This window comes from Chitinolyticbacter meiyuanensis, from assembly GCF_008033135.1.
Classification (GTDB): Bacteria; Pseudomonadota; Gammaproteobacteria; order Burkholderiales; family Chitinibacteraceae; genus Chitinolyticbacter; species Chitinolyticbacter meiyuanensis.
The window spans coordinates 597537-616371 of record NZ_CP041335.1 but is presented as its reverse complement, the minus strand read 5'-3'; the positions used below and the strand labels follow the sequence as shown (position 1 = coordinate 616371).

23 protein-coding genes are annotated in these 18835 nt (G+C 65.0%); 7 read left to right on the top strand and 16 right to left on the bottom strand.

The genetic code is table 11. The annotated features are described in order from the left end of the window. The first annotated feature begins 6 nt into the window (after window positions 1–6). The 3 genes from moaC to FLM21_RS02875 are packed head-to-tail and all read left to right on the top strand — an operon-like array spanning window position 7 to window position 2008. Window positions 7–474, top strand: coding sequence for a cyclic pyranopterin monophosphate synthase MoaC (gene moaC / locus FLM21_RS21195; RefSeq protein WP_373281828.1), 468 nt, complete (start codon window positions 7–9; stop codon window positions 472–474). A 50-nt stretch (window positions 475–524) separates the two neighbouring features. Next, entirely contained in the window at window positions 525–1259 is a 735-nt protein-coding gene (locus tag FLM21_RS02880) for a pseudouridine synthase (protein WP_148714120.1), read from the top strand. Next, window positions 1259–2008, top strand: coding sequence for a TlyA family RNA methyltransferase (locus tag FLM21_RS02875; RefSeq protein WP_148714119.1), 750 nt, complete (start codon window positions 1259–1261; stop codon window positions 2006–2008). Before FLM21_RS02880 ends, FLM21_RS02875 begins: the two co-directional genes overlap by 1 nt. Here FLM21_RS02875 and FLM21_RS02870 read toward each other — a convergent pair. The 16 genes from FLM21_RS02870 to FLM21_RS02795 form a co-directional block, all read right to left on the bottom strand. Then, a complete protein-coding gene (locus FLM21_RS02870; RefSeq protein ID WP_148714118.1) occupies window positions 1980–3725 on the bottom strand; it encodes a PglL family O-oligosaccharyltransferase in 1746 nt (581 codons plus the stop codon). The genes FLM21_RS02875 and FLM21_RS02870 overlap by 29 nt on opposite strands. A gap of 79 nt (window positions 3726–3804) precedes the next feature. Further along, a complete protein-coding gene (gene tatC, locus FLM21_RS02865; RefSeq protein WP_148714117.1) occupies window positions 3805–4539 on the bottom strand; it encodes a twin-arginine translocase subunit TatC in 735 nt (244 codons plus the stop codon). 5 nt (window positions 4540–4544) lie between these two features. After that, window positions 4545–5039, bottom strand: a complete 495-nt coding sequence (gene tatB, locus FLM21_RS02860; protein WP_148714116.1) for a Sec-independent protein translocase protein TatB — start codon at window positions 5037–5039, stop codon at window positions 4545–4547. A gap of 7 nt (window positions 5040–5046) precedes the next feature. Next, complete coding sequence (tatA, locus tag FLM21_RS02855; RefSeq protein ID WP_148714115.1) at window positions 5047–5268, bottom strand: Sec-independent protein translocase subunit TatA; 222 nt, start codon at window positions 5266–5268, stop codon at window positions 5047–5049. A gap of 20 nt (window positions 5269–5288) precedes the next feature. Continuing rightward, entirely contained in the window at window positions 5289–5645 is a 357-nt protein-coding gene (locus tag FLM21_RS02850; protein WP_148714114.1) for a histidine triad nucleotide-binding protein, read from the bottom strand. Window positions 5646–5647: 2 nt separating this feature from the next. Then, a complete protein-coding gene (locus FLM21_RS02845) occupies window positions 5648–5974 on the bottom strand; it encodes a phosphoribosyl-ATP diphosphatase (protein ID WP_148714113.1) in 327 nt (108 codons plus the stop codon). 123 nt (window positions 5975–6097) lie between these two features. Continuing rightward, window positions 6098–6508, bottom strand: coding sequence for a phosphoribosyl-AMP cyclohydrolase (gene hisI / locus FLM21_RS02840; protein ID WP_148714112.1), 411 nt, complete (start codon window positions 6506–6508; stop codon window positions 6098–6100). After that, window positions 6498–6839, bottom strand: coding sequence for a hypothetical protein (locus FLM21_RS02835; protein ID WP_148714111.1), 342 nt, complete (start codon window positions 6837–6839; stop codon window positions 6498–6500). The genes hisI and FLM21_RS02835 overlap by 11 nt, the downstream gene beginning before the upstream one ends. A gap of 85 nt (window positions 6840–6924) precedes the next feature. Next, the gene (hisF, locus tag FLM21_RS02830) at window positions 6925–7692 is read right to left on the bottom strand and encodes an imidazole glycerol phosphate synthase subunit HisF (protein ID WP_148714110.1); all 768 of its coding nucleotides are present in this window, start codon (window positions 7690–7692) and stop codon (window positions 6925–6927) included. A 66-nt stretch (window positions 7693–7758) separates the two neighbouring features. After that, window positions 7759–8502: a 1-(5-phosphoribosyl)-5-[(5-phosphoribosylamino)methylideneamino]imidazole-4-carboxamide isomerase gene (gene hisA / locus FLM21_RS02825; RefSeq protein WP_148714109.1), complete on the bottom strand. Its 744-nt coding sequence runs from the start codon at window positions 8500–8502 to the stop codon at window positions 7759–7761. Window positions 8503–8542: 40 nt separating this feature from the next. Beyond that, window positions 8543–9187 carry an imidazole glycerol phosphate synthase subunit HisH gene (gene hisH / locus FLM21_RS02820; RefSeq protein WP_148714108.1) on the bottom strand — a complete coding sequence of 215 codons (645 nt, stop codon included), beginning with the start codon at window positions 9185–9187 and terminating at the stop codon, window positions 8543–8545. A gap of 5 nt (window positions 9188–9192) precedes the next feature. Further along, window positions 9193–9786, bottom strand: a complete 594-nt coding sequence (gene hisB / locus FLM21_RS02815) for an imidazoleglycerol-phosphate dehydratase HisB (protein WP_148714107.1) — start codon at window positions 9784–9786, stop codon at window positions 9193–9195. 77 nt (window positions 9787–9863) lie between these two features. After that, the gene (locus FLM21_RS02810) at window positions 9864–10733 is read right to left on the bottom strand and encodes an HDOD domain-containing protein (protein WP_148714106.1); all 870 of its coding nucleotides are present in this window, start codon (window positions 10731–10733) and stop codon (window positions 9864–9866) included. An 80-nt stretch (window positions 10734–10813) separates the two neighbouring features. Then, window positions 10814–12106 carry a histidinol dehydrogenase gene (hisD, locus tag FLM21_RS02805; RefSeq protein WP_373281799.1) on the bottom strand — a complete coding sequence of 431 codons (1293 nt, stop codon included), beginning with the start codon at window positions 12104–12106 and terminating at the stop codon, window positions 10814–10816. Window positions 12107–12221: 115 nt separating this feature from the next. Continuing rightward, window positions 12222–12833 carry a LysE family transporter gene (locus FLM21_RS02800; RefSeq protein ID WP_148714105.1) on the bottom strand — a complete coding sequence of 204 codons (612 nt, stop codon included), beginning with the start codon at window positions 12831–12833 and terminating at the stop codon, window positions 12222–12224. 64 nt (window positions 12834–12897) lie between these two features. Beyond that, entirely contained in the window at window positions 12898–14160 is a 1263-nt protein-coding gene (locus FLM21_RS02795; protein ID WP_148714104.1) for a DUF805 domain-containing protein, read from the bottom strand. A gap of 227 nt (window positions 14161–14387) precedes the next feature. On the opposite strand from FLM21_RS02795, the gene FLM21_RS02790 reads away from it, so the two are divergent. Genes FLM21_RS02790 through FLM21_RS02775 form a run of 4 tightly spaced genes read left to right on the top strand, consistent with a single transcriptional unit; the run spans window position 14388 to window position 18780 of the window. Beyond that, window positions 14388–15164: a sterol desaturase family protein gene (locus FLM21_RS02790; protein WP_222846759.1), complete on the top strand. Its 777-nt coding sequence runs from the start codon at window positions 14388–14390 to the stop codon at window positions 15162–15164. Further along, window positions 15154–16008 (top strand): fatty acid desaturase family protein, encoded by an 855-nt coding sequence (locus FLM21_RS02785; protein WP_148714103.1) that lies wholly within the window; start codon window positions 15154–15156, stop codon window positions 16006–16008. Before FLM21_RS02790 ends, FLM21_RS02785 begins: the two co-directional genes overlap by 11 nt. Before the next feature lies 1 nt (window position 16009). Then, the gene (locus tag FLM21_RS02780) at window positions 16010–17893 is read left to right on the top strand and encodes an iron-containing redox enzyme family protein (protein WP_148714102.1); all 1884 of its coding nucleotides are present in this window, start codon (window positions 16010–16012) and stop codon (window positions 17891–17893) included. Continuing rightward, a complete protein-coding gene (locus FLM21_RS02775; RefSeq protein WP_148714101.1) occupies window positions 17890–18780 on the top strand; it encodes a DUF6999 family protein in 891 nt (296 codons plus the stop codon). Before FLM21_RS02780 ends, FLM21_RS02775 begins: the two co-directional genes overlap by 4 nt. Window positions 18781–18835 lie beyond the last annotated feature (55 nt).

The window sequence follows — 18835 nt, the reverse complement described above, 5'->3', positions numbered from 1 at the left end:
GCGACGCTGACCCATTTCGATGCCAACGGCCAGGCACATATGGTCGATGTCGGCGCCAAGGCGGAAACCGCGCGCATCGCCGTCGCCAGCGGCCATATCCGCATGCTGCCCACCACGCTGGAGCTGATCGCCAGCGGTGGCCACAAGAAGGGGGACGTACTCGGCATCGCCCGCATCGCCGCCATCATGGCCGCCAAGAAGGCCGCGGACCTGATCCCGCTGTGCCATCCGATCCCGCTGACCCGCGTCACCGTCGATTTCGCACTCGATCTTGCCGGCAGCAGCGTGCAATGCACGGTGAGCGCCGAGACGGTGGGCCGCACCGGTGTGGAGATGGAGGCGCTGATGGCGGTGAATGTCGCGCTGCTCACCGTCTACGACATGTGCAAGGCGGTTGATCGCGGCATGACCATCACCGACGTGCGCCTCCTGGAAAAGCATGGCGGCAAGTCCGGCAGCTGGCAGGCCGCATGACCGCACGGCGGGCGCTGGCGTAAAATCACCGTTTTGCCACGAACACCGCCATGACCGAACCGATCCGACTTTCCAAACGCATGGCCGAGCTGGGGCTGTGCTCGCGGCGCGAGGCCGACGAGTACATCGAACGCGGCTGGGTCCGGGTCGATGGCGTGGTCGTCGACGTGCTGGGCAGCAAAGTATTGCCCGAGCAGAAGATCGAGCTGCAGCGCCAGGCCCAGGCTGCACAGGCGCAGCGCGTGACCATTCTCATCAACAAGCCGGTCGGCTATGTCTCGGGCCAGGCCGAGAAAGGCTACGAACCCGCCAGCGTGCTGGTCCGCCCCGAGCACCATTGGGCCGGTGACAACAGCGGCATCCGTTTCGAGCGCGATCACCTCAAGGGGCTGGCGCCTGCAGGCCGGCTGGATATCGATTCGGTGGGCCTGTTGGTGCTGACGCAGGACGGCCGCGTCGCCAAGACACTGATCGGCGAGAACTCACCCGTCGACAAGGAATATCTGGTGCGCGTGACCGGCCGGCTCTCGGCCGAGGGCTTGCAGCGGCTGAACCACGGTCTGTCGCTGGACGGCGAGGCATTGAAGCCCGCCAAGGTGAGCTGGCAGAACGAGGACCAGCTGCGCTTCATCCTGAATGAGGGCAAAAAGCGGCAGATCCGCCGCATGTGCGAGCTGGTGGGCTTGCGCGTGGTCGGCCTCAAGCGCATCCGCATCGGCCGCATCACGCTGGGTGATCTGCCGCAGGGCAAGTGGCGCTATTTGCGGGCCGACGAGCGCTTCTGATGCCGCGCGCCGATGTATTGCTGGTCGAGCTGGGCCTTGCGCCATCGCGCACCGCAGCCCAGCACATGATCGCCGCCCGCCGCGTCAGCGCCGATGGCAAGGTGGTCGACAAGGTCAGCCAAAAGCTCGACCACGACGCGGTCATCGCCATCGCGCCGGACGAGGCCGATCGCTATGTATCACGTGGCGGGCTCAAGCTGGCCGGCGCGTTGCAGGCTGCTGGACTCAACGTGACCGGATTGCAGGTGCTGGATGTCGGCCAGAGCACGGGTGGCTTCACCGATTGCGCGCTGCAGGCCGGCGCGCGCCGCGTGCTTGGCCTGGAGGTGGGCCACGACCAGCTACACCCGCGGCTGGCGAACGATGCGCGGGTGGCCACGCTGGAAGGCGTGAATGCGCGTCATGTCACCCGTGACGATATCGCCACTCACGTTGATGGCGAGATCGACCTCATCGTCGGCGATGTCTCGTTCATCTCGCTGACGCTGATCCTGCCCGCGCTCGCCACGCTGTTGCAGGAGGATGGGCGATTGTTGTTCCTGGTAAAGCCGCAATTCGAGGTGGGCCCGCAAGGGTTGGCGCGCGGCGGCATCGTGCGCGACGTCAGTCTCTACCCCGAAGTCGAGACTCGGATCCGCGCTGCGGCCGAAGCCGCAGGATTCACCGTGCTCGGCTACTACGACAGCGCCATCGCCGGCGGCGACGGCAACCGCGAATTCTTCATTTACGCGCGGCGCGCTCGGCCTTGAGCCGGGTGAAGTAGGCATCCGCCGCATCCACCTCCGCCACCAGCTCACGCATGGCCGGATAGCGATCCTGGAACCTCGCCGGCTCACTACGGAACCATGCCAGGCTCGCCGGATAGGCAAACGCCGCCTGCCGCATCAGCGTACGGCCCAGTGCCACGTCCCCCTGCATCGCATGCAGCACCGCAGCACGGCCCAGTTGCGCCGGATAGGGCCGCACGGCATTGAGCGGATCCAATACCGCCAGTTTCCATGCCACGTCCGCCTCGCTCGCCACTACGTAGTTCGAGAGTGCAAAGGTCGCATAGAAATCCACCAGCGGATGCTTGCGCAGCTTTTCCAGCTGGGCGATGCGTTGCACGTTCAGCGCGGCATTCTTGGCCGGCTGCACCAGCGGGTAGATCAGCAGATAGGTCTGCAAGCCGACGGCGGCAAGTGCCAGCGCGAAGGCGCCACCGACCACGCACAGTGTGCGTACGCTCCAGTCCGGCAACCGCCAGCGCGGCGCACCGTCCCACGCGATGAACATCAGCACCGCAAACGGCAGCAGGAAATGCGCATACCACAGCGGGTATTCCACCAGGCTGTGTAGCAGCGATACCACCACCAGCGTGCCGCCGAACCAAGCAACCGCGCTGTCGCGGCGGCGCCAGACACCAGCAGCAGTGGCAAGCAGGCCGGCCAACACCGGCAGCGAGCCCGCAAGCCCGGTCTCGGCCAGCAGGTTCAGCGGCCCGCTGTGACTATGGGTGAACAGCCGGCTCTCCAGCGCCTGGGCAAAGCGCGGCTCCACCTGCAGCGCCACGCTATGTGCCGGGTAGGCCGACCAGCCCGCACCCAGCCACGGTGCATCGACAAAGGTCTGCCACGCCTTCTGCCACTCGACGAGGCGGCGACCGCCGTTGGACGAGATACGTTCCAGCGCGCTGGCCTTGCCACCACGGCCACCGGCGATGGCGTTGATCACATCGACCAGCAGCGGGGCGACGAACTGCGCCACCACCACCAACCCCGCAGCAATCAGCAGATAGCGGCCGAAGCGGCGAACGTCGTCGGGTCGGCTGCGCCAGGCCATCGCCGCGCCCAGCAGTAGCCAGGCACCGGCATACATCAGCACCGAGCGTGAGCCGCACCAAGCCAGCAGCAGCGCCAACCACGGGGCCAGTACCCAGAACAGCACACGCGGCGCGCGGCGTTGCGCCACCAGCCAGGCCAGCGCGCCCAAACCCCAGGCCAGATAATGGCCGTACATATTGGCCTGTCCGATCGCACCGAACACCGTGGCGCCGCCGCTGGTGAACTTCTGGAACGCCTGCCCCGCACCAATACCCGAGTTGACCAGCGCGCCTGCCAGCAGGCCCCAGGCCAGTGCCGTCACCAGCCGCTCCCAGCCATAGGCCTCCCGCGCACGCATCAGCGCCACGCCCACCAGTGCAGCGACGCCGACATAGCTCATCGCAATCAGGTGCATTGCGAGGAATGGTGGCTGCAACAGCCACAACTGCAATCCGAGTGCGGTCAGCAGCCCGAGCCACATCCAAGACAACCACGGCAGCGGTGTGCGGGCACGCGGCAGGGCCAGTGCAGCCAGCACCAGCGCGGCGCACAGCAGGAATGCCAGCAGCTCGGAGGGGAAGACGGGATTGGGCGCCCAGCGGAATGGCACCACCAAGGGGGCCGAGGCCAGCAGGAACAGCAGGGTCTGAAACACGCGCAGCATGGCGGGCAAACCGTGATCGGCAAAGCGCGCAGTGTAGCGCCAAGTCAGGCCGGCGCTTGTAACCGCTTGAAGGCCAGCCTCAGCGCGACGGCGCGGCCTCGGTATCGCGCCGGCCAGTCCATTGCGCAACAAAGCAGCCTAGCTCGAACAACAGCCATAGCGGCACCGCCAGCAGACACTGCGATACTACGTCCGGCGGCGTCACCACGGCCGCAACGACGAAGGCACCGACGATGATGTAGGGTCGCCATTCGCGCAGCTTGGCTACCGAGACGATGCCCAGATGCACCAGCACCACCACCGCAACCGGTACCTCGAAGGTAAGACCGAAGGCGAGGAACATGCCGAGCACGAAATCGAGGTATTCGCCGGAATCCGGCAGCCATTGCATCGAGGTCGGCACCACGGTGGCGATGAAGTGGAACACCGTGCCGAACACGAAGAAGTAGGCGAAGGCCATGCCGAGCAGGAACAGCAGCGTGGACGACACCACCAGCGGCAGCACCAGCCGCTTCTCATGCTGATAGAGGCCCGGCGCGACAAAGGCCCAGCCCTGGTACAGCGTGTGCGGCAACGTCAGTACGAAGGCGGCCATCGCAGCAATCTTCACCTGCAGCAAAAAGGGCGAGGCGATGCCGATCGACACCAGCTTCTGCCCCGGCAGCACGGTGGCCAGCGGCGCCACCAGCACGTCGTACAGCTGCTGCGAGAAATAGAAGCAGACAAAGAAACCTGCCAGGAACACCAGCACGCCGCGTAGCAGGCGATTGCGCAGTTCCAGCAAGTGCACCATCAGGGGTTGCAGATCACTCATGGCAGTCAGCGGCGATCGCGCGGCGGCACCGCGGTGGCAAGGGAGGATGACGGCGCGGCAAACAGGTCTAGCTGGCGCTCGTCGACCACGCGGACGGGTTCATCCGGATCGACCCCATTGGCAGAGGTGGCGCTGCCCGCTGCAGGCAGAACCGGCTGAGGCTGGACAGCCACCGGTTCGACGGCAAGCGATGCTTCGGCCGCGCCGTCGGCCGTCGCCGGCTCGTCGGCCACGCTCAACGCCTGTCGTGCTTCGACCAGCGGCTGATGGATGGTGTGCTGCAAGGCGTCCTGCTCGGCGCGCAACTCGGCCTCGATCTTGGCGAGCTCGGTCTGGGCGATCTCGCGGTCCAGGTCAGCCTTGACGCTGGCCGCGAAGCGCCGCGCGCGGCCAACCAGTGCCCCGACCGTGCGCGCCACCTTGGGCAGGCGCTCGGGGCCGAGCACGATCAGCGCCACGGCGCCGATCATCAGCAGCTCGGAAAAACCGACTTCGAACAAGCCGGCCTCAGCGCTTGTCGCGCTCGGCCACGTCGATCACGCGGCCGCCGTCCTTGTCGCTGCCGGCATCCGCCAGTTGCTTGGGCTCATCCTCGCCCTTCATGCCGTCCTTGAAACCGCGCACGGCCGAACCGAGATCCTTGCCGACGTTGCCGAGCTTCTTGGTGCCGAAAACCAGGATGATGATGGCCAACACAACCAGCCAATGCCAGATACTGAACGAACCCATGTGTTGCTCCGATTGCGTATTTAGTGGGTGACGACTTCGGCGATGCGTGGCGACAGCCCCGGGCCACCCAGCACGTGCACATGCAGGTGGAACACCGTCTGCCCGCCACCCGCGCCGGTATTGACGATGGTGCGAAAACCATCGGCCAGGCCCAGTTCGCGTGCCACGCGCGCCCCAACCAGCAGCAGCTTGCCGAGCAACGCCTGCTGGGCCTCGTCGGCGTGCGCAAGCGATGTGATATGGACCTTGGGCACCACCAGAAAGTGCACCGGTGCCACGGGATGGATATCGTGGAACACCAGCACGTCGTCGTCTTCGAAGATCTTGTTCGAGGGAATCGCGCCGTTGGCGATCTTGCAGAAAATGCAGTCGGTCATGGTCAGCCTTCCTTGCGTGCTGCTTTTTCCTCGATCCCAGAAATGCCCTCGCGGCGTGCCAATTCCGCCAGCACATCCTCATGGCTCAATCCCTGGTGCGACAGCAGCACCAGCGTGTGGAACCACAGGTCGGCAACCTCGCGCACCAAGTGCAGCTTGTCGCCATCCTTGGCGGCCATCACCACCTCGACCGACTCCTCGCCCACCTTCTTCAGGATGGCATCGGTGCCCTTGGCGTAGAGCTTGGCCACGTAGGAGGTCGAGGGATCGGCACCACGGCGCTCGGCCAGGGTGCCGGACAGGCGTTCGAGAATGTCGGCGGAAACCATCGCGGGATCACTCCGGGTGCGCAATGAAACCGCAATTATATTGCCGTTTCGTTGCAAGTTCGTGGCGAGGATGCACGTTGTGCTCCTCGGGGCGGGATCAGCCGGCTGCAGCGGCTGGGCGGCTCAATGCTTGTAGATGTCGGCCGGGTCTTTCAGCACCGGGTCGACCACCTGCCATGCACCATCCTTCAAGATGCGGAAGAAGCAGCTTTCGCGCCCGGTGTGGCAGGCGATGCCGCCTTCCTGGGTGATGCGGTAGATCAGTACGTCGCCGTCGCAATCGAGGCGGATCTCGCTCACGCGCTGGAAATGACCGCTCTCCTCGCCTTTGTGCCACAGGCGGCCGCGGCTGCGGGTGTAATAGTGGGCGGTGCCATGCTCGGCCGTCAGTGCCACCGCCTCGCGGTTGGCATAGGCGAACATCAGTACACGGCCAGATTCGCCGTCCTGCGCAATCACGGGCACCAGGCCCTTGTCATCCCATTTGATTTCGTCGAGCCAGGCGCTCACGGTCCATCCTTTTTCATTCGACATTCAATTTCACGGCGGTGTAGCTGGCGCTTGGCAGGTAGTGACTGACCAGCTGGACCTTGGCGCCCGGCGCAAGTTCGGCCGCCGGCACTTCGACCTTGACCGGCGCAACACGTTCGCCATGCTCGTCCTCGACCAGCAGCTTGGCATCGGCGAGCTTCAGCGGCGCCTTACCCTGATTTTCCAGCGTGACGAACAGCGTGAGTTCGTTTTTCAGGCCATGGCGGCTCTTGTCGATGGTGGCCGACAGGCCATCGCGGCTCTTTACCGCGATATCGCACGCAAGCGCGGAACCCGTGGCGAACAGGGCGAGCATCAGCAGGAAGGAGCGCATGGGAACATCCTCGAATGAGCAAACCGACACGCTAACCCGTTCTCCATCGCCAGCGGATGAAGGCCGACGCGCGTCAGCATGAGACTTACAGCCGGACTTCGATGCCGGCGTCGCGCATGGCTTCCTTGGCCTGGCGCACCGTGTATTCACCGAAGTGGAAGATGCTGGCCGCCAGCACCGCCGACGCATGACCTTCGGTAACACCATCGACCAGATGCTGCAGGTTGCCGACGCCGCCCGAGGCGATCACCGGGATGTCGACTGCGTCCGAGACGGCGCGTGTCAGCGGCAGGTTGAAGCCAATCTTGGTGCCATCGCGGTCCATGCTGGTCAGCAGGATCTCGCCCGCACCCAGTTGCTGCATCTTGTATGCCCATTCCACCGCATCGAGCCCTGTGGCGCGGCGGCCGCCGTGGGTGAACACCTCCCAGCGGCTGTTGCTGTCGTCGACGGCCTTGGCATCGATCGCCACCACGATGGCCTGGCTGCCGAACTTTTCGGCCGCGCCCTGCACCACCTCGGGATTGGTGATGGCGGTGGTGTTGATCGACACCTTGTCGGCGCCGGCATTGAGCAGCCGCCGCACATCGCCCACCTGGCGCACGCCGCCGCCGACGGTCAGCGGGATGAACACCTGCGAGGCCACCGCCTCGATCACATGGAGGATCAGGTCGCGGTTGTCGGAGCTGGCGGTGATGTCGAGGAAGGTGAGCTCGTCGGCGCCCTGCAGGTTGTAGCGCTTGGCGATCCCCACCGGATCGCCGGCATCCCTGAGGCCGACAAAATTGACGCCCTTGACCACGCGGCCGGCGGTGACGTCGAGGCAAGGGATGATGCGTTTGGCTAACGGCATGACGATCTACTCAAAAGGCGAAGGGGCGCCCATGCGCCCCGCCGCCATGATGAAACACGGACGCGCTCAGGCTGGCACCAGCTGGTCGGCCAGTTCCTGCGCTTCCTTGAAGTTGATCGTACCCTCGTAGATGGCACGACCGGTGATGACGCCTTCGATACCTTCGGCCTCGACCGCGCACAGCTGCTTCACGTCGTCGAGGTTGGTCAGGCCGCCCGAAGCGATCACCGGGATGGTCAGCGCCTGCGCCAGCTTCACCGTCGCCTCGATATTGACGCCAGACAGCATGCCGTCGCGGCCGATGTCGGTGTAGATCACGCTCTCGACGCCGTAGCCCTCGAAGCGCTTGGCCAAGTCGATCACGTCGTGGTCGGTGATCTTGGCCCAGCCATCGGTGGCCACCTTGCCGTCCTTGGCGTCGAGCCCGACGATGATGTGGCCGGGGAAGGCGTCGCAGGCTTCGTGCAGGAAACCGGGCTGCTTGATCGCGGCGGTGCCGATGATCACGTAGTCGATGCCGGCATCCAGGTACATCTCGATGGTTTCCAGCGTGCGGATGCCGCCGCCCAGTTGCACCGGCACGTCGCCGCCCACCGCTTCGAGGATGCGTTTCACCGCATCCAGGTTCTTCGGCTTGCCAGCAAAGGCGCCGTTGAGGTCGACCAGGTGCATGCGGCGCGCGCCCTGCCCCAGCCAGTGGCTGACGAAGCTCGCCGGGTCGTCCGAGAAGACGGTGGCGTCGTCCATTTCACCCTGGCGCAGGCGTACGCACTGGCCGTCCTTGAGATCGATAGCGGGGATGATGAGCATGGTCTGGATCTAGGTTCTACAGGTCAATACAAGGGGCCGGTCAGCGGCGACCGTCCCAGTCTACGAAATTTTTCAGCAACTTGAGGCCAGCGTCGGCCGACTTTTCCGGGTGGCACTGGATGGCGAAGATGTTGTCCCGCGCCACCGCGGCGGCAAAGCGATAGGGATAGGCCGATTCGATCACGGCGATATCGTCGGTCGGGGCGAAATGGTAGCTGTGCACGAAGTAGAAGCGCTCGCCATCCGCAATGCCGGTCCACAGCGGGTGATCGCGCTTGATGAACATCTCGTTCCAGCCCATGTGCGGCACCTTGAGCTTCTCACCGTCCGCGCCGACCATACGCTCGGCCGGAAAGCGGATCACCTGGCCGCCGAACACGCCAAGGCTGTCGGTCGGGCCTTCCTCGCTGCGCTCGAACAGGAGCTGCGCACCGACGCAGATTCCGAGGAACGGCTTCTCGGTGGCGGCCTTGAGCACTGCGGCCTTCACACCGGATTCCTCCAGATGAGCCATGCAATCGGGCATGGCACCCTGGCCGGGGAACACCACCTTGTCGGCGGCGGCGATCTCGGCGGCATCGGCCGTCAGCATCACGGCGGCGCGGTCGGCAGCGACCAGCTGCATCGACTTGACCACCGAGTGCAGGTTGCCCATGCCGTAGTCGACGATGGCGATTTTTTGCATCGTGATCAGCCTACCAGCGTGCCCTTGGTGCTCGGCGTGATGCCGGCCATGCGTTCGTCGAAGCTCACAGCCATGCGCAGCGCGCGGCCCAGCGCCTTGAAGATGGTCTCGGCCTGATGGTGGGCATTCTTGCCCTTCAGGTTGTCGATGTGCAGGCTGATGGCAGCGTGGTTGACGAAGCCGCGGAAGAACTCGCCAAACAGGTCGACATCGAAGCCCCCGATCATCGCACGGGTGTATTCGCACTCGTATTCGAGACAGGGACGGCCAGACAGGTCGACCACGACGCGCGACAGCGCCTCATCCAGCGGCACATAGCTGTGGCCGTAGCGCACGATGCCCTTCTTGTCGCCGACCGCCTTGGCAAAGGCCTGGCCCAGCGTGATGCCGACGTCCTCCACCGTGTGGTGCGCGTCGATATGCAGATCACCGACCGCCTTGATCTCGATGTCGAAGAGGCCATGGCGCGCCACCTGGTCGAGCATGTGCTCGAAGAAGGGCACGCCGGTGTCGAACTTGGAAACACCGGTGCCATCGAGGTTGAGCGTGATGGTGATCTGGGTTTCCAGCGTGTTGCGGGTAACGGTAACTTGACGCATGGCTGCTAGCGGTTCTGGGCAGTGTGCGATTGTCTCGCAGAACCGGCGCGGCGGGAAGCGGGGACGTAAGGCGGGGCCTACCAGTGCGAGACGAATTCGTCGGCCGCTTCGTCCATTTCCTGCTGCAACGCGGTGAAGCGCTCGTCGGTGAGCTCGGGCGGGGTGTAGTCGTCCTCGACCAGATCGAGCATGCGCATCTCGTCGACGCCGCCAGCAAAGAGGTTGGCCACGTAGAGCACGTCGGACAGCGTGCGCATCGTCACCGGTTGGGTGCGTGGCGTGTCGTTGTCGCGCACCGCCTCGATCAGCTCCTCGGGCAGGCCGAGTGCATCGAGCAGGACCATGCCCACGCTGTCGTGCCATTGCGCCACCAGGTATTGCACGGTGCTCGGCCGCTCGACGAGCTCGGGATAGCGCGCCGCACGCTCCAGCATGTAGAAGGCGCCAAGATCATGGATCAGCCCGCCTAGCATGGCGACTTCCGGATCGATGCGCGTCAGCCGACGTGCCAGCACGCGGGCCATCGCCGCGGCCTTCAACGTGTGCACCCAGTAGCCGCGCGCCAGTGCATCGAACGCCACCAGCTCGCGCGAGCGCACCATCTGCTGCATCGCGCAGGCGAGTGCGGCCGAGCGCGCGGTGGCAAAACCCAGCCGCGCCACTGCCTGCCCCACATCGAGCAAAGGCTTGCCGCTGGCTCCGTAGGCGGCGCTGTTGGCCATGCGCAGCAGCTTGGCGGTGATCAGCGGATCGCGCTGCACCTCGTGCACCACGGACTGGATCGATGATGCCTCGTTGCGCAGCACCCGGCCGATGCGGATGGCCGCATCGAAACAGATCGGAAAGGTGACTTCGCCGCCAAGCTCGCGGGCAATGTCCTCCAGCATGGCGAAGCGTTCGCCACGCAATTCGGCGGCGGTCTTGGGCGGAGTGAACGGGGTCGGCATCTCGGTCCGGGTTTGGGTGACACAACAGCTGCATCATAGAAAAAGAGGCGGCTTGCAGCCGCCTCTTTTATTCGCATGGCTTATTTCAACCTCAGCTCGGCGGCGCGCGCGTGCGCCGTCAGGCCTTCGCCGTGCGCCAGCACGCTGGCGATGCGGCCGAGCTGCTGCGCACCAGCCTCGGAGACGTTGATCAGGCTGGTGCGCTTCTGGAAATCGTACACGCCCAGCGGCGAGGCAAAGCGCGCGGTGCGTGCGGTCGGCAGCACGTGGTTGGGGCCGGCGCAGTAGTCGCCCAGGCTCTCGGACGTGAAACGGCCCATGAAGATGGCGCCGGCGTGACGCAGCTGGCCAACCCAGGCTTCGGGCTCGGCCACCGACAGCTCCAGATGCTCCGGCGCAATGTAGTTGGAGATGGCGCAGGCATCGGCCAGATCGGCCACCTTGATCAGCGCGCCGCGATTGCCGAGCGACGCCGCGATGATGTCGCGGCGCGGCATGGTCGGCAGCAGCCGGGCGATGCTGGCCTCCACCGCATCGATATAGGCCGAGTCCGGGCATAGCAGAATGGCCTGGGCGATTTCGTCGTGCTCGGCCTGGCTGAAGAGGTCCATCGCCACCCAGTCCGGATCGGTGCCGCCATCACAGATCACCAGGATTTCGGACGGCCCCGCTACCATGTCGATGCCGACGATGCCGAACACCGCGCGCTTGGCGGCGGCAACATAGGCATTGCCCGGGCCGGTGACCTTGTCGACCTGCGGAATGGTCTGCGTGCCGTAGGCCAGCGCGCCCACTGCCTGCGCACCACCGATGGTGAAAGCGCGCGATACGCCGGCCACATAGGCAGCGGCCAGCACCAGATCGTTCTTCTCGCCCTTGGGCGTCGGCACCACCATGATGATCTCAGGCACGCCAGCGACATGCGCCGGGATCGCATTCATCAGCACCGACGATGGGTACGCCGCCTTGCCGCCCGGCACATAGATACCGACGCGATCGAGCGCGGTGATCTGCTGACCCAACAGCGTGCCATCCTCGTCCTGGTAGCTCCACGATGCCATCTTCTGCCGCTCGTGGTAGCGGCGCACACGCTCGGCGGCGGCGACCAGCGCATCGCGGCGCTCGGCCGGCAGGCGCTCGAACGCGGCTTTCAGCTCTTCCTGCGTCAGCTCCAGATCGGCGAGCGTCTGGGCGCTGGTGCCGTCGAAGCGGTTGGTGTATTCGACCACCGCTGCGTCGCCGTGCGCCTTCACGTCGGCCAGGATCGCCGCGACGCGGGCATCGACCTGCGGATCCTGCGAGGTTTCGAAGGCCAGCAGCGCCTGCAACTGGGATTGGAATTCGGGAGCGGCGGAATCGAGGCGGCGGATCATGGCAAGACACGGGCAATTCGGGGAAGCCCCGAGTATACCCGACGCCCCACGCCATCCGCCCGCCGGAACAAGGCGTTACGCGCGCGCCTTGCGTCGGCGCAAGCTTGGAACCTGTTCACGACAGCGCCACTTTCACCCCCAGCGCCACCAGCACGCCGCCAAGCACCTTGTCGATCGCGGTCTGTACCCGTGCCAAGCCGCGGCGCACCACGGGGCTCTGGATGATGAACACCAGCAGCGGCCACCAGATCACGCCCAGCATCCAGATGATGAAGGCGTACCACAGCTTGGCGAGCAAGGTGGTGTCCACACTGAGTATCTGGGTGAACACGGAAAGGAAGAACAACGTGGCCTTGGGATTGAGCAGGTTGCACAGCAGCCCCTGCATGAAGGCCTGCCTCAGGCTCACGTCCTCCCGTGCGCTGTCGAGTGAGATGGCAGCGCCGCCGCGCGAGCGCAATGCCTGGATGCCGATCCACACCAGATAGGCCGCGCCAGCGTACTTCAGGATGTTGAACAACCATGGCGTGGTAGCGATCACCACCGCGAGGCCAGCCACGCAGTAGCTCATGTGTGCGGCAATGCCGAGATTGACCCCGGCCGCAGTGGCCAGTGCAGCACTGCGCCGATAGCGCGCGGCATTCCGGATCACCAGGAAGAAATCCGGCCCCGGCGACAGCATGGCCAGCAGCGCAATGGTGGTGACGACGAGCGTGGTCTCGAGCATGGCGATCTCCGTGTTCCGCCATGCTAGGCCGACGGCAGGTGTCACCGTATACGGGTTTTCCGTATCACTCGTTGCCGGCGTTGTCGTGCTTCATCTGCTCGCGCAGCTCGTCCGCTGTGATCTCCATGCCCTGTTCGCGCATTGCGGCCGCCATCTCCTCCAGCTGCTCGTCACTCAACTGGCCGGCTTTCAGCTTCTGATGCTGGACATAGTCGGCATAGCCGGGGACCGCGACCGAAGCCAGCATCGCCGGGATGGACAACAAGGACACCAGCAAGCCAACCACCGCCAGCACGTTGATCAGCATGGTCGGCGGCTCGGCCGGCGGGCCGAAGCGGTTGTCACTCGTCGACCCCGGCCAGACACACAGCGCCAGCGACCCCAAGGTGACGAGGCCCGACGCCATGGCGCCGAAGCGCACGTTGATCAGGCTGATCACCAGTGGCACAACCACGGCGCCGCTCACCCACCAGCCGGACAGGTTCATGTCGTGCAGCCGGAACACCACCAGCCGCAGGAACAACCACACCCAAGCCATGCCGAACACCACCCAGAAGCCCTTGAGGAAGGCCAGCGCCAGCGAGAACAGTAGCGTGATCGGAATGATAGCCAGAATCAGCAGCACACCGTAGGCCAGGTAGCGCATGCGGCCCAGCCGGCCGTTCAAGCCAACGCCGAACAGCTTGGGCGTTTCGGCGATATCCAGCAGCGCCGCATCATCCGGCCGCAACGACGACACGCTGCGGGGGCCTGCCGCCTGCTGCGCCTGGCGAGCCTCGACCTTGGCCTGATTCTGCGCAGCAATCATGCGCGGCATGTCCACGCCGCAGCCCGTGCAAAGGGTGCGCTTGTTCTGTTCCAGCCCACACGACGGGCACTTGATGGTTTCGGGCGGCGCAGGCTCGACCAGCGCGAGCTCGGCTGCATTGGAGGCAACCACCACTGGCGCAACCTGGGCAATCGACGCTGCAGGCGCGGCCGGAACTGGATCCGGCACGCGCGGCGTCACCGACTCAGGATGGATGGGGCGTGCCTCGATTTCAGCGAACAGCGCCGGGAAGGCCTGATCATCCGCCGGTGCCTGCCAGGGCCGGCCATCGAGGTGCTCCACCCGCACCCCGGCACCGGCCTTTGCCAGCAAGCCAAGATAGGTGTGCACATGCGCCAGCGGCAATTGCTGCTTGATCACCGTCGGCGCCTCATCGAGCAGCTGGGTACTACGCGCAGCATCGATCTTCAGCAATGCGGCCAGTCGGTCGCGTACGTCGCCACGCTCGTTGCCGGGAAGAATTTCGCCCGTCAATACCAGCCGGACCGAATCGTTCATGAGTTGAATATATGCAATGAGGTTGGAGAAAATTAACGAAATATTCAGCGTTCAGCAAGCTATGACGCCCAGCTGAAGCAACTGCTCATCGTTGCTTTCATGTTTCCGCTAAGCGCACATTCGTTTGTGCTTTTACTTACAAAAACGTCGCAAATAGTGCCACGTCATTGCGGCACGCATGACGCTGGCACAGAATCGCCGCATCTTTTCATCATGCTTGCAGTGCAATGCGCGATTTCATCCTCGGCGCCAACGCGGGACAGATCATGCTGGCGGGGCTGATCTTCTTTGGTGGCATCTATTTCGCCTTCGGCCTCGTGAATCTGTTGCTCACGCGTCACCTGCTGCCTGCCATTGGCTATGGCGGCGTACTCGATCCGCGGCCGGTCCCCGCCGGCCAAGTACGGCGCGAACTCGGCCAATCGGCGCTATCGGTCGCAATTTTCGGCTGTGGCTTGGTGTTTCCCTGGGGTTTGCTGCAGCTCGGCTGGGCCCGACTCGCCATCGATCCGCCATGGTGGCAGACCGCCATCGAGATCGCGGTGCTGCTGGTGTGGAACGAAGTGCACTTCTACCTCAACCACTGGCTGCTGCACACACGCTGGTTGCGGCGCTTTCACGCGCCTCACCATCGTTCGGTGGTGGTGACGCCTTGGGCGACCTACAGCTTCCATCCGGTGGAAGCGGTGATGCTGGGTAACGTGATCCTGCTGCCGATGCTGCTGCACGATTTCTCGGTGTGGGCACTGGCAGCCGTGCCGCTGTTCAGCCTGCTGTTCAACAGCATCGGTCATTCCAATTACGACTTCCTGCCCGACGCCCATCACGACCGCTGGTGGCTGAACGGCGCGCGACGCCACCATCTGCATCACGCTTGTTTTACTGGCAACTACGGCTTCATGTTCCCGTTCATGGACCGACTGTGCGGCACTGCGCTGCCGCCAAATGCCGCCGCCGAACGCATTGCCACGTGGCGCCAGCAGCAGGGCCACGATGCTGCATAACCGGCGCGATCTGCACGCGCTTGCCTACCTTATCGCCCTGCCAGCGCTGGTGGCCTGGCAGTGGCGCCATGGCTGGCATCCGCTGGCCTACGTCATCACGCTGTTTCTCACGCTGGGCGTCGGGGTGATTCACCATCATCACACTCACCGGCGGATGTGGCGTCACCGCCGTCTCAACCGGCTGACCGACCTGTGGTTGACTGCCCTGCAGGGCCATCCAACCTTCGTGTTCTACCCGGCCCATGTCGGCAATCATCACCGCTACCGGCATGGCCCGCACGACGTGGCGCGTACCTACCGCTTCGGCGGCGACAGCAACGACCTGTGGGGCTACCTCGCACATCCGTTCCATGCGGTATGGGCGCTGTATCCGCTGTTCCTTGCTTGGCTCGCACGCTTGCGCCACCGCCAGCCCGGCGCCTGGCGCTACTGCCTGCAGCAATATGCGCTGGTGGCCGCGCTGTGGCTGGGCCTTGCCATGCTGGACTGGCGGCGCTGGCTGGTCCTGGTGCTGATTCCGCAATTGCACGGCCTGCACTGGCTGCTGGCGACCAACTACCTGCAGCACGCACACGCCGATGGCCATTCGCGGCTCGACTACGCCCGCAACTTCGAGGGCTGGATCAATCCGCTGTTGTTCAACATCGGCCTGCACACCGCGCACCATGAGCATCCACGCGTGCATTGGTCCGAGCTACCCGCGCTGCATCGCCACTACCGCGAGCGACTGCACCCGGCGCTGAATGCCGGGCCGCTGTTGCCCTACATGTTCCGCACCTTCATCGCCAGCGCCGTGGTGCCGCGCTGGCGCAGCCGTTCCCTGATGCGCCACGAGGAAACCTGACATGCCCACCGCGTTCGACCGCGTCTATATCGAAGCCGCCGGCTTCCACCTGCCCGGCCCGGCTATCGCCAACGACGAGATGGATGTCTATATCGCACCGATCAACCGGATTTCCGGCCGGATCAAGGCGCGCATCCTAGCCGAGAACGGCATCGCCACGCGCCACTACGCGATCGCCCCGGATGGCAGCACCACGATGTCGCACGCTGCGCTCGCCGCTGCAGCAGTGCGCGATTGCCTGAACCGCGCCCGGACGACGCTGGCCGATGTATCGCTGCTGGCCGTGGGCTCCAGCGGTGGCGATGCGCTGATGCCGGGCTTTGCCAGCATGCTCCAGGGCGAGCTCGGCGCGCCACCGATGAGCACGCTGTCGAGCCAGGGTATCTGCGCCGCCGGCGTCACCGCCCTGGCGCATGCCGCGCAAGGGATAGCACTGGGCGGCCACCGCCAGGCGCTGACCGTGGCCGCCGAGATGCCATCACGGATGTTCAAGCAGAGCCGCTTTGCACCGCGTGGCTACGACAGTGATTTCGACGCCCATTTCCTGCGCTGGATGCTGTCGGACGGCGCCGGCGCCGTGCTGCTGACCGATACGCCGAGCGGGCGCGGCGGTGTACGGCTCAAGCTCAAATGGATACACCAGCAGAGCTTCGCCGGCGATTATCCGGTCTGCATGCAGCTCGGCCTGACCGAGGACCGCAGCACCTCATTCCTCGATTTCCCCTCGTGCAGTGAGGCCGAGGCGGCCGGGGCGCTGTCGCTGCGCCAGGACATCCGCCTGCTACCCCACCTCTTTGACGTGGCCATCCACGAATACGTGAAGCTGGTCGAAACCGGCTGGGTGCAGCCCACACGGATCGATCATTTCCTCTGCCACTACTCGTCGGCCAAGTTCATCCCGGTGGTCGAGGATCTGCTCTACAAGGCGGGGCTCAGCATCCCCCGCGAGCGCTGGTACAGCAACCTCACCACGCGCGGCAACACCGGCGCCGCCTCCATCTTCGTGATGCTGGCCGAGTTCCTCGATACCCGCGCGATCAAGCCGGGCGAGCAGATCCTGTGCTTCATCCCGGAATCGGGCCGCATCAGCGCGGCCTACATGCTGCTGGAAGTGGAGGCAGCCGATGCGCCGATGCCTCCCGCGGGCCGGCAGCTGCGCGATACGCCTGCGCCAGCCGGCAGCACCGTCGCCGCGCCGCACGACCCGGCCAGCGCCCCGGAACCGTTGCAACCGCTGCTGCTGCAACTCGCCAGCCTGTGGCAGGACTACCGCTCGCAAGTGTGGCGCAGCCCGGTGATCCACAAGCTGGTGTCCGGCCGCTTCGATGTGGCGGCCTATCGCAACTGGACCGGGCAATGGGTACCGCAGGTGCGCGAGGGCAGCCGCTGGATGCGCGAGGCCGTGGCCTCGTTGACCGGCGACTACGCACCACTGGCCGCACTGATCGAGACCCACGCCAGCGACGAGCAGAACGACTTCATGATCCTCTACCAGGACTACCAAGCTGCCGGTGGTACGCAGCCGCTTGATGCACTACGGCGTAACCCCGGCGGCGAAGCGCTCAACGCCTATCTGCACGCGCTGGCCGCCACGCCAAACCCGGTCGGCCTGCTCGGCGCCATCTACATCATCGAAGGTACCGGCCAGCGCATCGTACCGGCGCTGTTGCCGCTGCTGCGCCGGCAGGTGGCGCTGCCGCCTGCCGCGTTCCGCTTCCTCGAATACCACGGCGCCAACGACGAGCATCACCTGGCCCGCTGGCTGCTGGCGGTCGAGCTGGTACTCACCATCGATCCACAGGCCGCCGCCGCCATCGTCGCCACCGCACGCCGCACCGCCCAGCTCTACCTGATGCAGTTCGATCATATCGAGGCCATCGCATGAAGCGTCTGCCCGACTTCCTCGCGCAGGAACACGACCCGCGCGACCCCAATCCCTGGCTGGCGCTTTATCTCGACCAAAGCACGCCACTGCCGGATCACGTGAAGCAGGCTTGGCTGGCCGATTCCAGCTCTGCCTCACGCCAGTTCCTGCTGCCTTTCGTGCGGCCGCTGGCCCGCATCACCATCGTGCTGATCCAGGTGATCAAGACGGTGTTACCGCGCCGCTGGGCCGCCTCGCGCCTGCTGCACTGGTTGCTGGCCGAAGGCCTGAAACGCTTCGTCTCGCCCGAAGCCAACTGGCTGGTGATGCGCCACTTTCATCTGGGCGCGCAGATCCTCGAATTCATCGCCAGGAACGCCCCGGTGCCGGTGGAAACCGCCCCGCTCAAGCCGCTGGTGCTCGACGACCTGAAGGACGACCTGTTTCTCAAGCACGATCTCAACCTGTTCAACTTCGTGATCCGCCTGGGCCAGGGCCTGCGTTTCGCCGACCGCCAGCTCGCGCCGGTGGCAGCCCCCGACTTCAGCATGATCGAGGAGCCACCGCTGATGCTGGCCGACTTCCCGCACAGCCGGCTCAACTTCATCGACTTGCAGACCGCGATCGAATGTTTCACCCCGGTGTACCAGCTGTTCCTCACCGACAACGATTTCTGGCGCGCCGCCAACTCGCTGCAGCTCGACGAAACCATCGGCCTTTACGCCGCAACGTTGCTGGGTACGCCTGAGCACCTGGTGCTGCTGAACAACAAGCATCCGCTACTGCCCATGAGTACGCTGCGCGCCGGTTATCGCCTGGTGCTGCACGGGCTATCGACCGAGATGCTGCATGCGGTGTTGATGAGGATGAAGGCCGGCTCTGGCACACAGGCCACGCCAACCCAGTGAAACCCTTCAGCGAAATCCCTATAGGATGGATACGGGGCGAATCTAGTACTTGCCG

What these genes read in the sequence shown, in the direction of transcription:
- FLM21_RS02880 (WP_148714120.1), top strand. Translation starts at nt 525, where the DNA reads ATGACCGAACCGATCCGACTTTCCAAACGCATGGCCGAGCTGGGGCTG.
- FLM21_RS02875 (WP_148714119.1), top strand. Translation starts at nt 1,259, where the DNA reads ATGCCGCGCGCCGATGTATTGCTGGTCGAGCTGGGCCTTGCGCCATCG.
- FLM21_RS02870 (WP_148714118.1), bottom strand. Translation starts at nt 3,725, where the DNA reads ATGCTGCGCGTGTTTCAGACCCTGCTGTTCCTGCTGGCCTCGGCCCCC.
- tatC (WP_148714117.1), bottom strand. Translation starts at nt 4,539, where the DNA reads ATGAGTGATCTGCAACCCCTGATGGTGCACTTGCTGGAACTGCGCAAT.
- tatA (WP_148714115.1), bottom strand. Translation starts at nt 5,268, where the DNA reads ATGGGTTCGTTCAGTATCTGGCATTGGCTGGTTGTGTTGGCCATCATC.
- FLM21_RS02850 (WP_148714114.1), bottom strand. Translation starts at nt 5,645, where the DNA reads ATGACCGACTGCATTTTCTGCAAGATCGCCAACGGCGCGATTCCCTCG.
- FLM21_RS02845 (WP_148714113.1), bottom strand. Translation starts at nt 5,974, where the DNA reads ATGGTTTCCGCCGACATTCTCGAACGCCTGTCCGGCACCCTGGCCGAG.
- hisI (WP_148714112.1), bottom strand. Translation starts at nt 6,508, where the DNA reads ATGTCGAATGAAAAAGGATGGACCGTGAGCGCCTGGCTCGACGAAATC.
- FLM21_RS02835 (WP_148714111.1), bottom strand. Translation starts at nt 6,839, where the DNA reads ATGCGCTCCTTCCTGCTGATGCTCGCCCTGTTCGCCACGGGTTCCGCG.
- hisF (WP_148714110.1), bottom strand. Translation starts at nt 7,692, where the DNA reads ATGCCGTTAGCCAAACGCATCATCCCTTGCCTCGACGTCACCGCCGGC.
- hisA (WP_148714109.1), bottom strand. Translation starts at nt 8,502, where the DNA reads ATGCTCATCATCCCCGCTATCGATCTCAAGGACGGCCAGTGCGTACGC.
- hisH (WP_148714108.1), bottom strand. Translation starts at nt 9,187, where the DNA reads ATGCAAAAAATCGCCATCGTCGACTACGGCATGGGCAACCTGCACTCG.
- hisB (WP_148714107.1), bottom strand. Translation starts at nt 9,786, where the DNA reads ATGCGTCAAGTTACCGTTACCCGCAACACGCTGGAAACCCAGATCACC.
- FLM21_RS02810 (WP_148714106.1), bottom strand. Translation starts at nt 10,733, where the DNA reads ATGCCGACCCCGTTCACTCCGCCCAAGACCGCCGCCGAATTGCGTGGC.
- hisD (WP_373281799.1), bottom strand. Translation starts at nt 12,106, where the DNA reads ATGATCCGCCGCCTCGATTCCGCCGCTCCCGAATTCCAATCCCAGTTG.
- FLM21_RS02800 (WP_148714105.1), bottom strand. Translation starts at nt 12,833, where the DNA reads ATGCTCGAGACCACGCTCGTCGTCACCACCATTGCGCTGCTGGCCATG.
- FLM21_RS02795 (WP_148714104.1), bottom strand. Translation starts at nt 14,160, where the DNA reads ATGAACGATTCGGTCCGGCTGGTATTGACGGGCGAAATTCTTCCCGGC.
- FLM21_RS02790 (WP_222846759.1), top strand. Translation starts at nt 14,388, where the DNA reads ATGCGCGATTTCATCCTCGGCGCCAACGCGGGACAGATCATGCTGGCG.
- FLM21_RS02785 (WP_148714103.1), top strand. Translation starts at nt 15,154, where the DNA reads ATGCTGCATAACCGGCGCGATCTGCACGCGCTTGCCTACCTTATCGCC.
- FLM21_RS02780 (WP_148714102.1), top strand. Translation starts at nt 16,010, where the DNA reads ATGCCCACCGCGTTCGACCGCGTCTATATCGAAGCCGCCGGCTTCCAC.
- FLM21_RS02775 (WP_148714101.1), top strand. Translation starts at nt 17,890, where the DNA reads ATGAAGCGTCTGCCCGACTTCCTCGCGCAGGAACACGACCCGCGCGAC.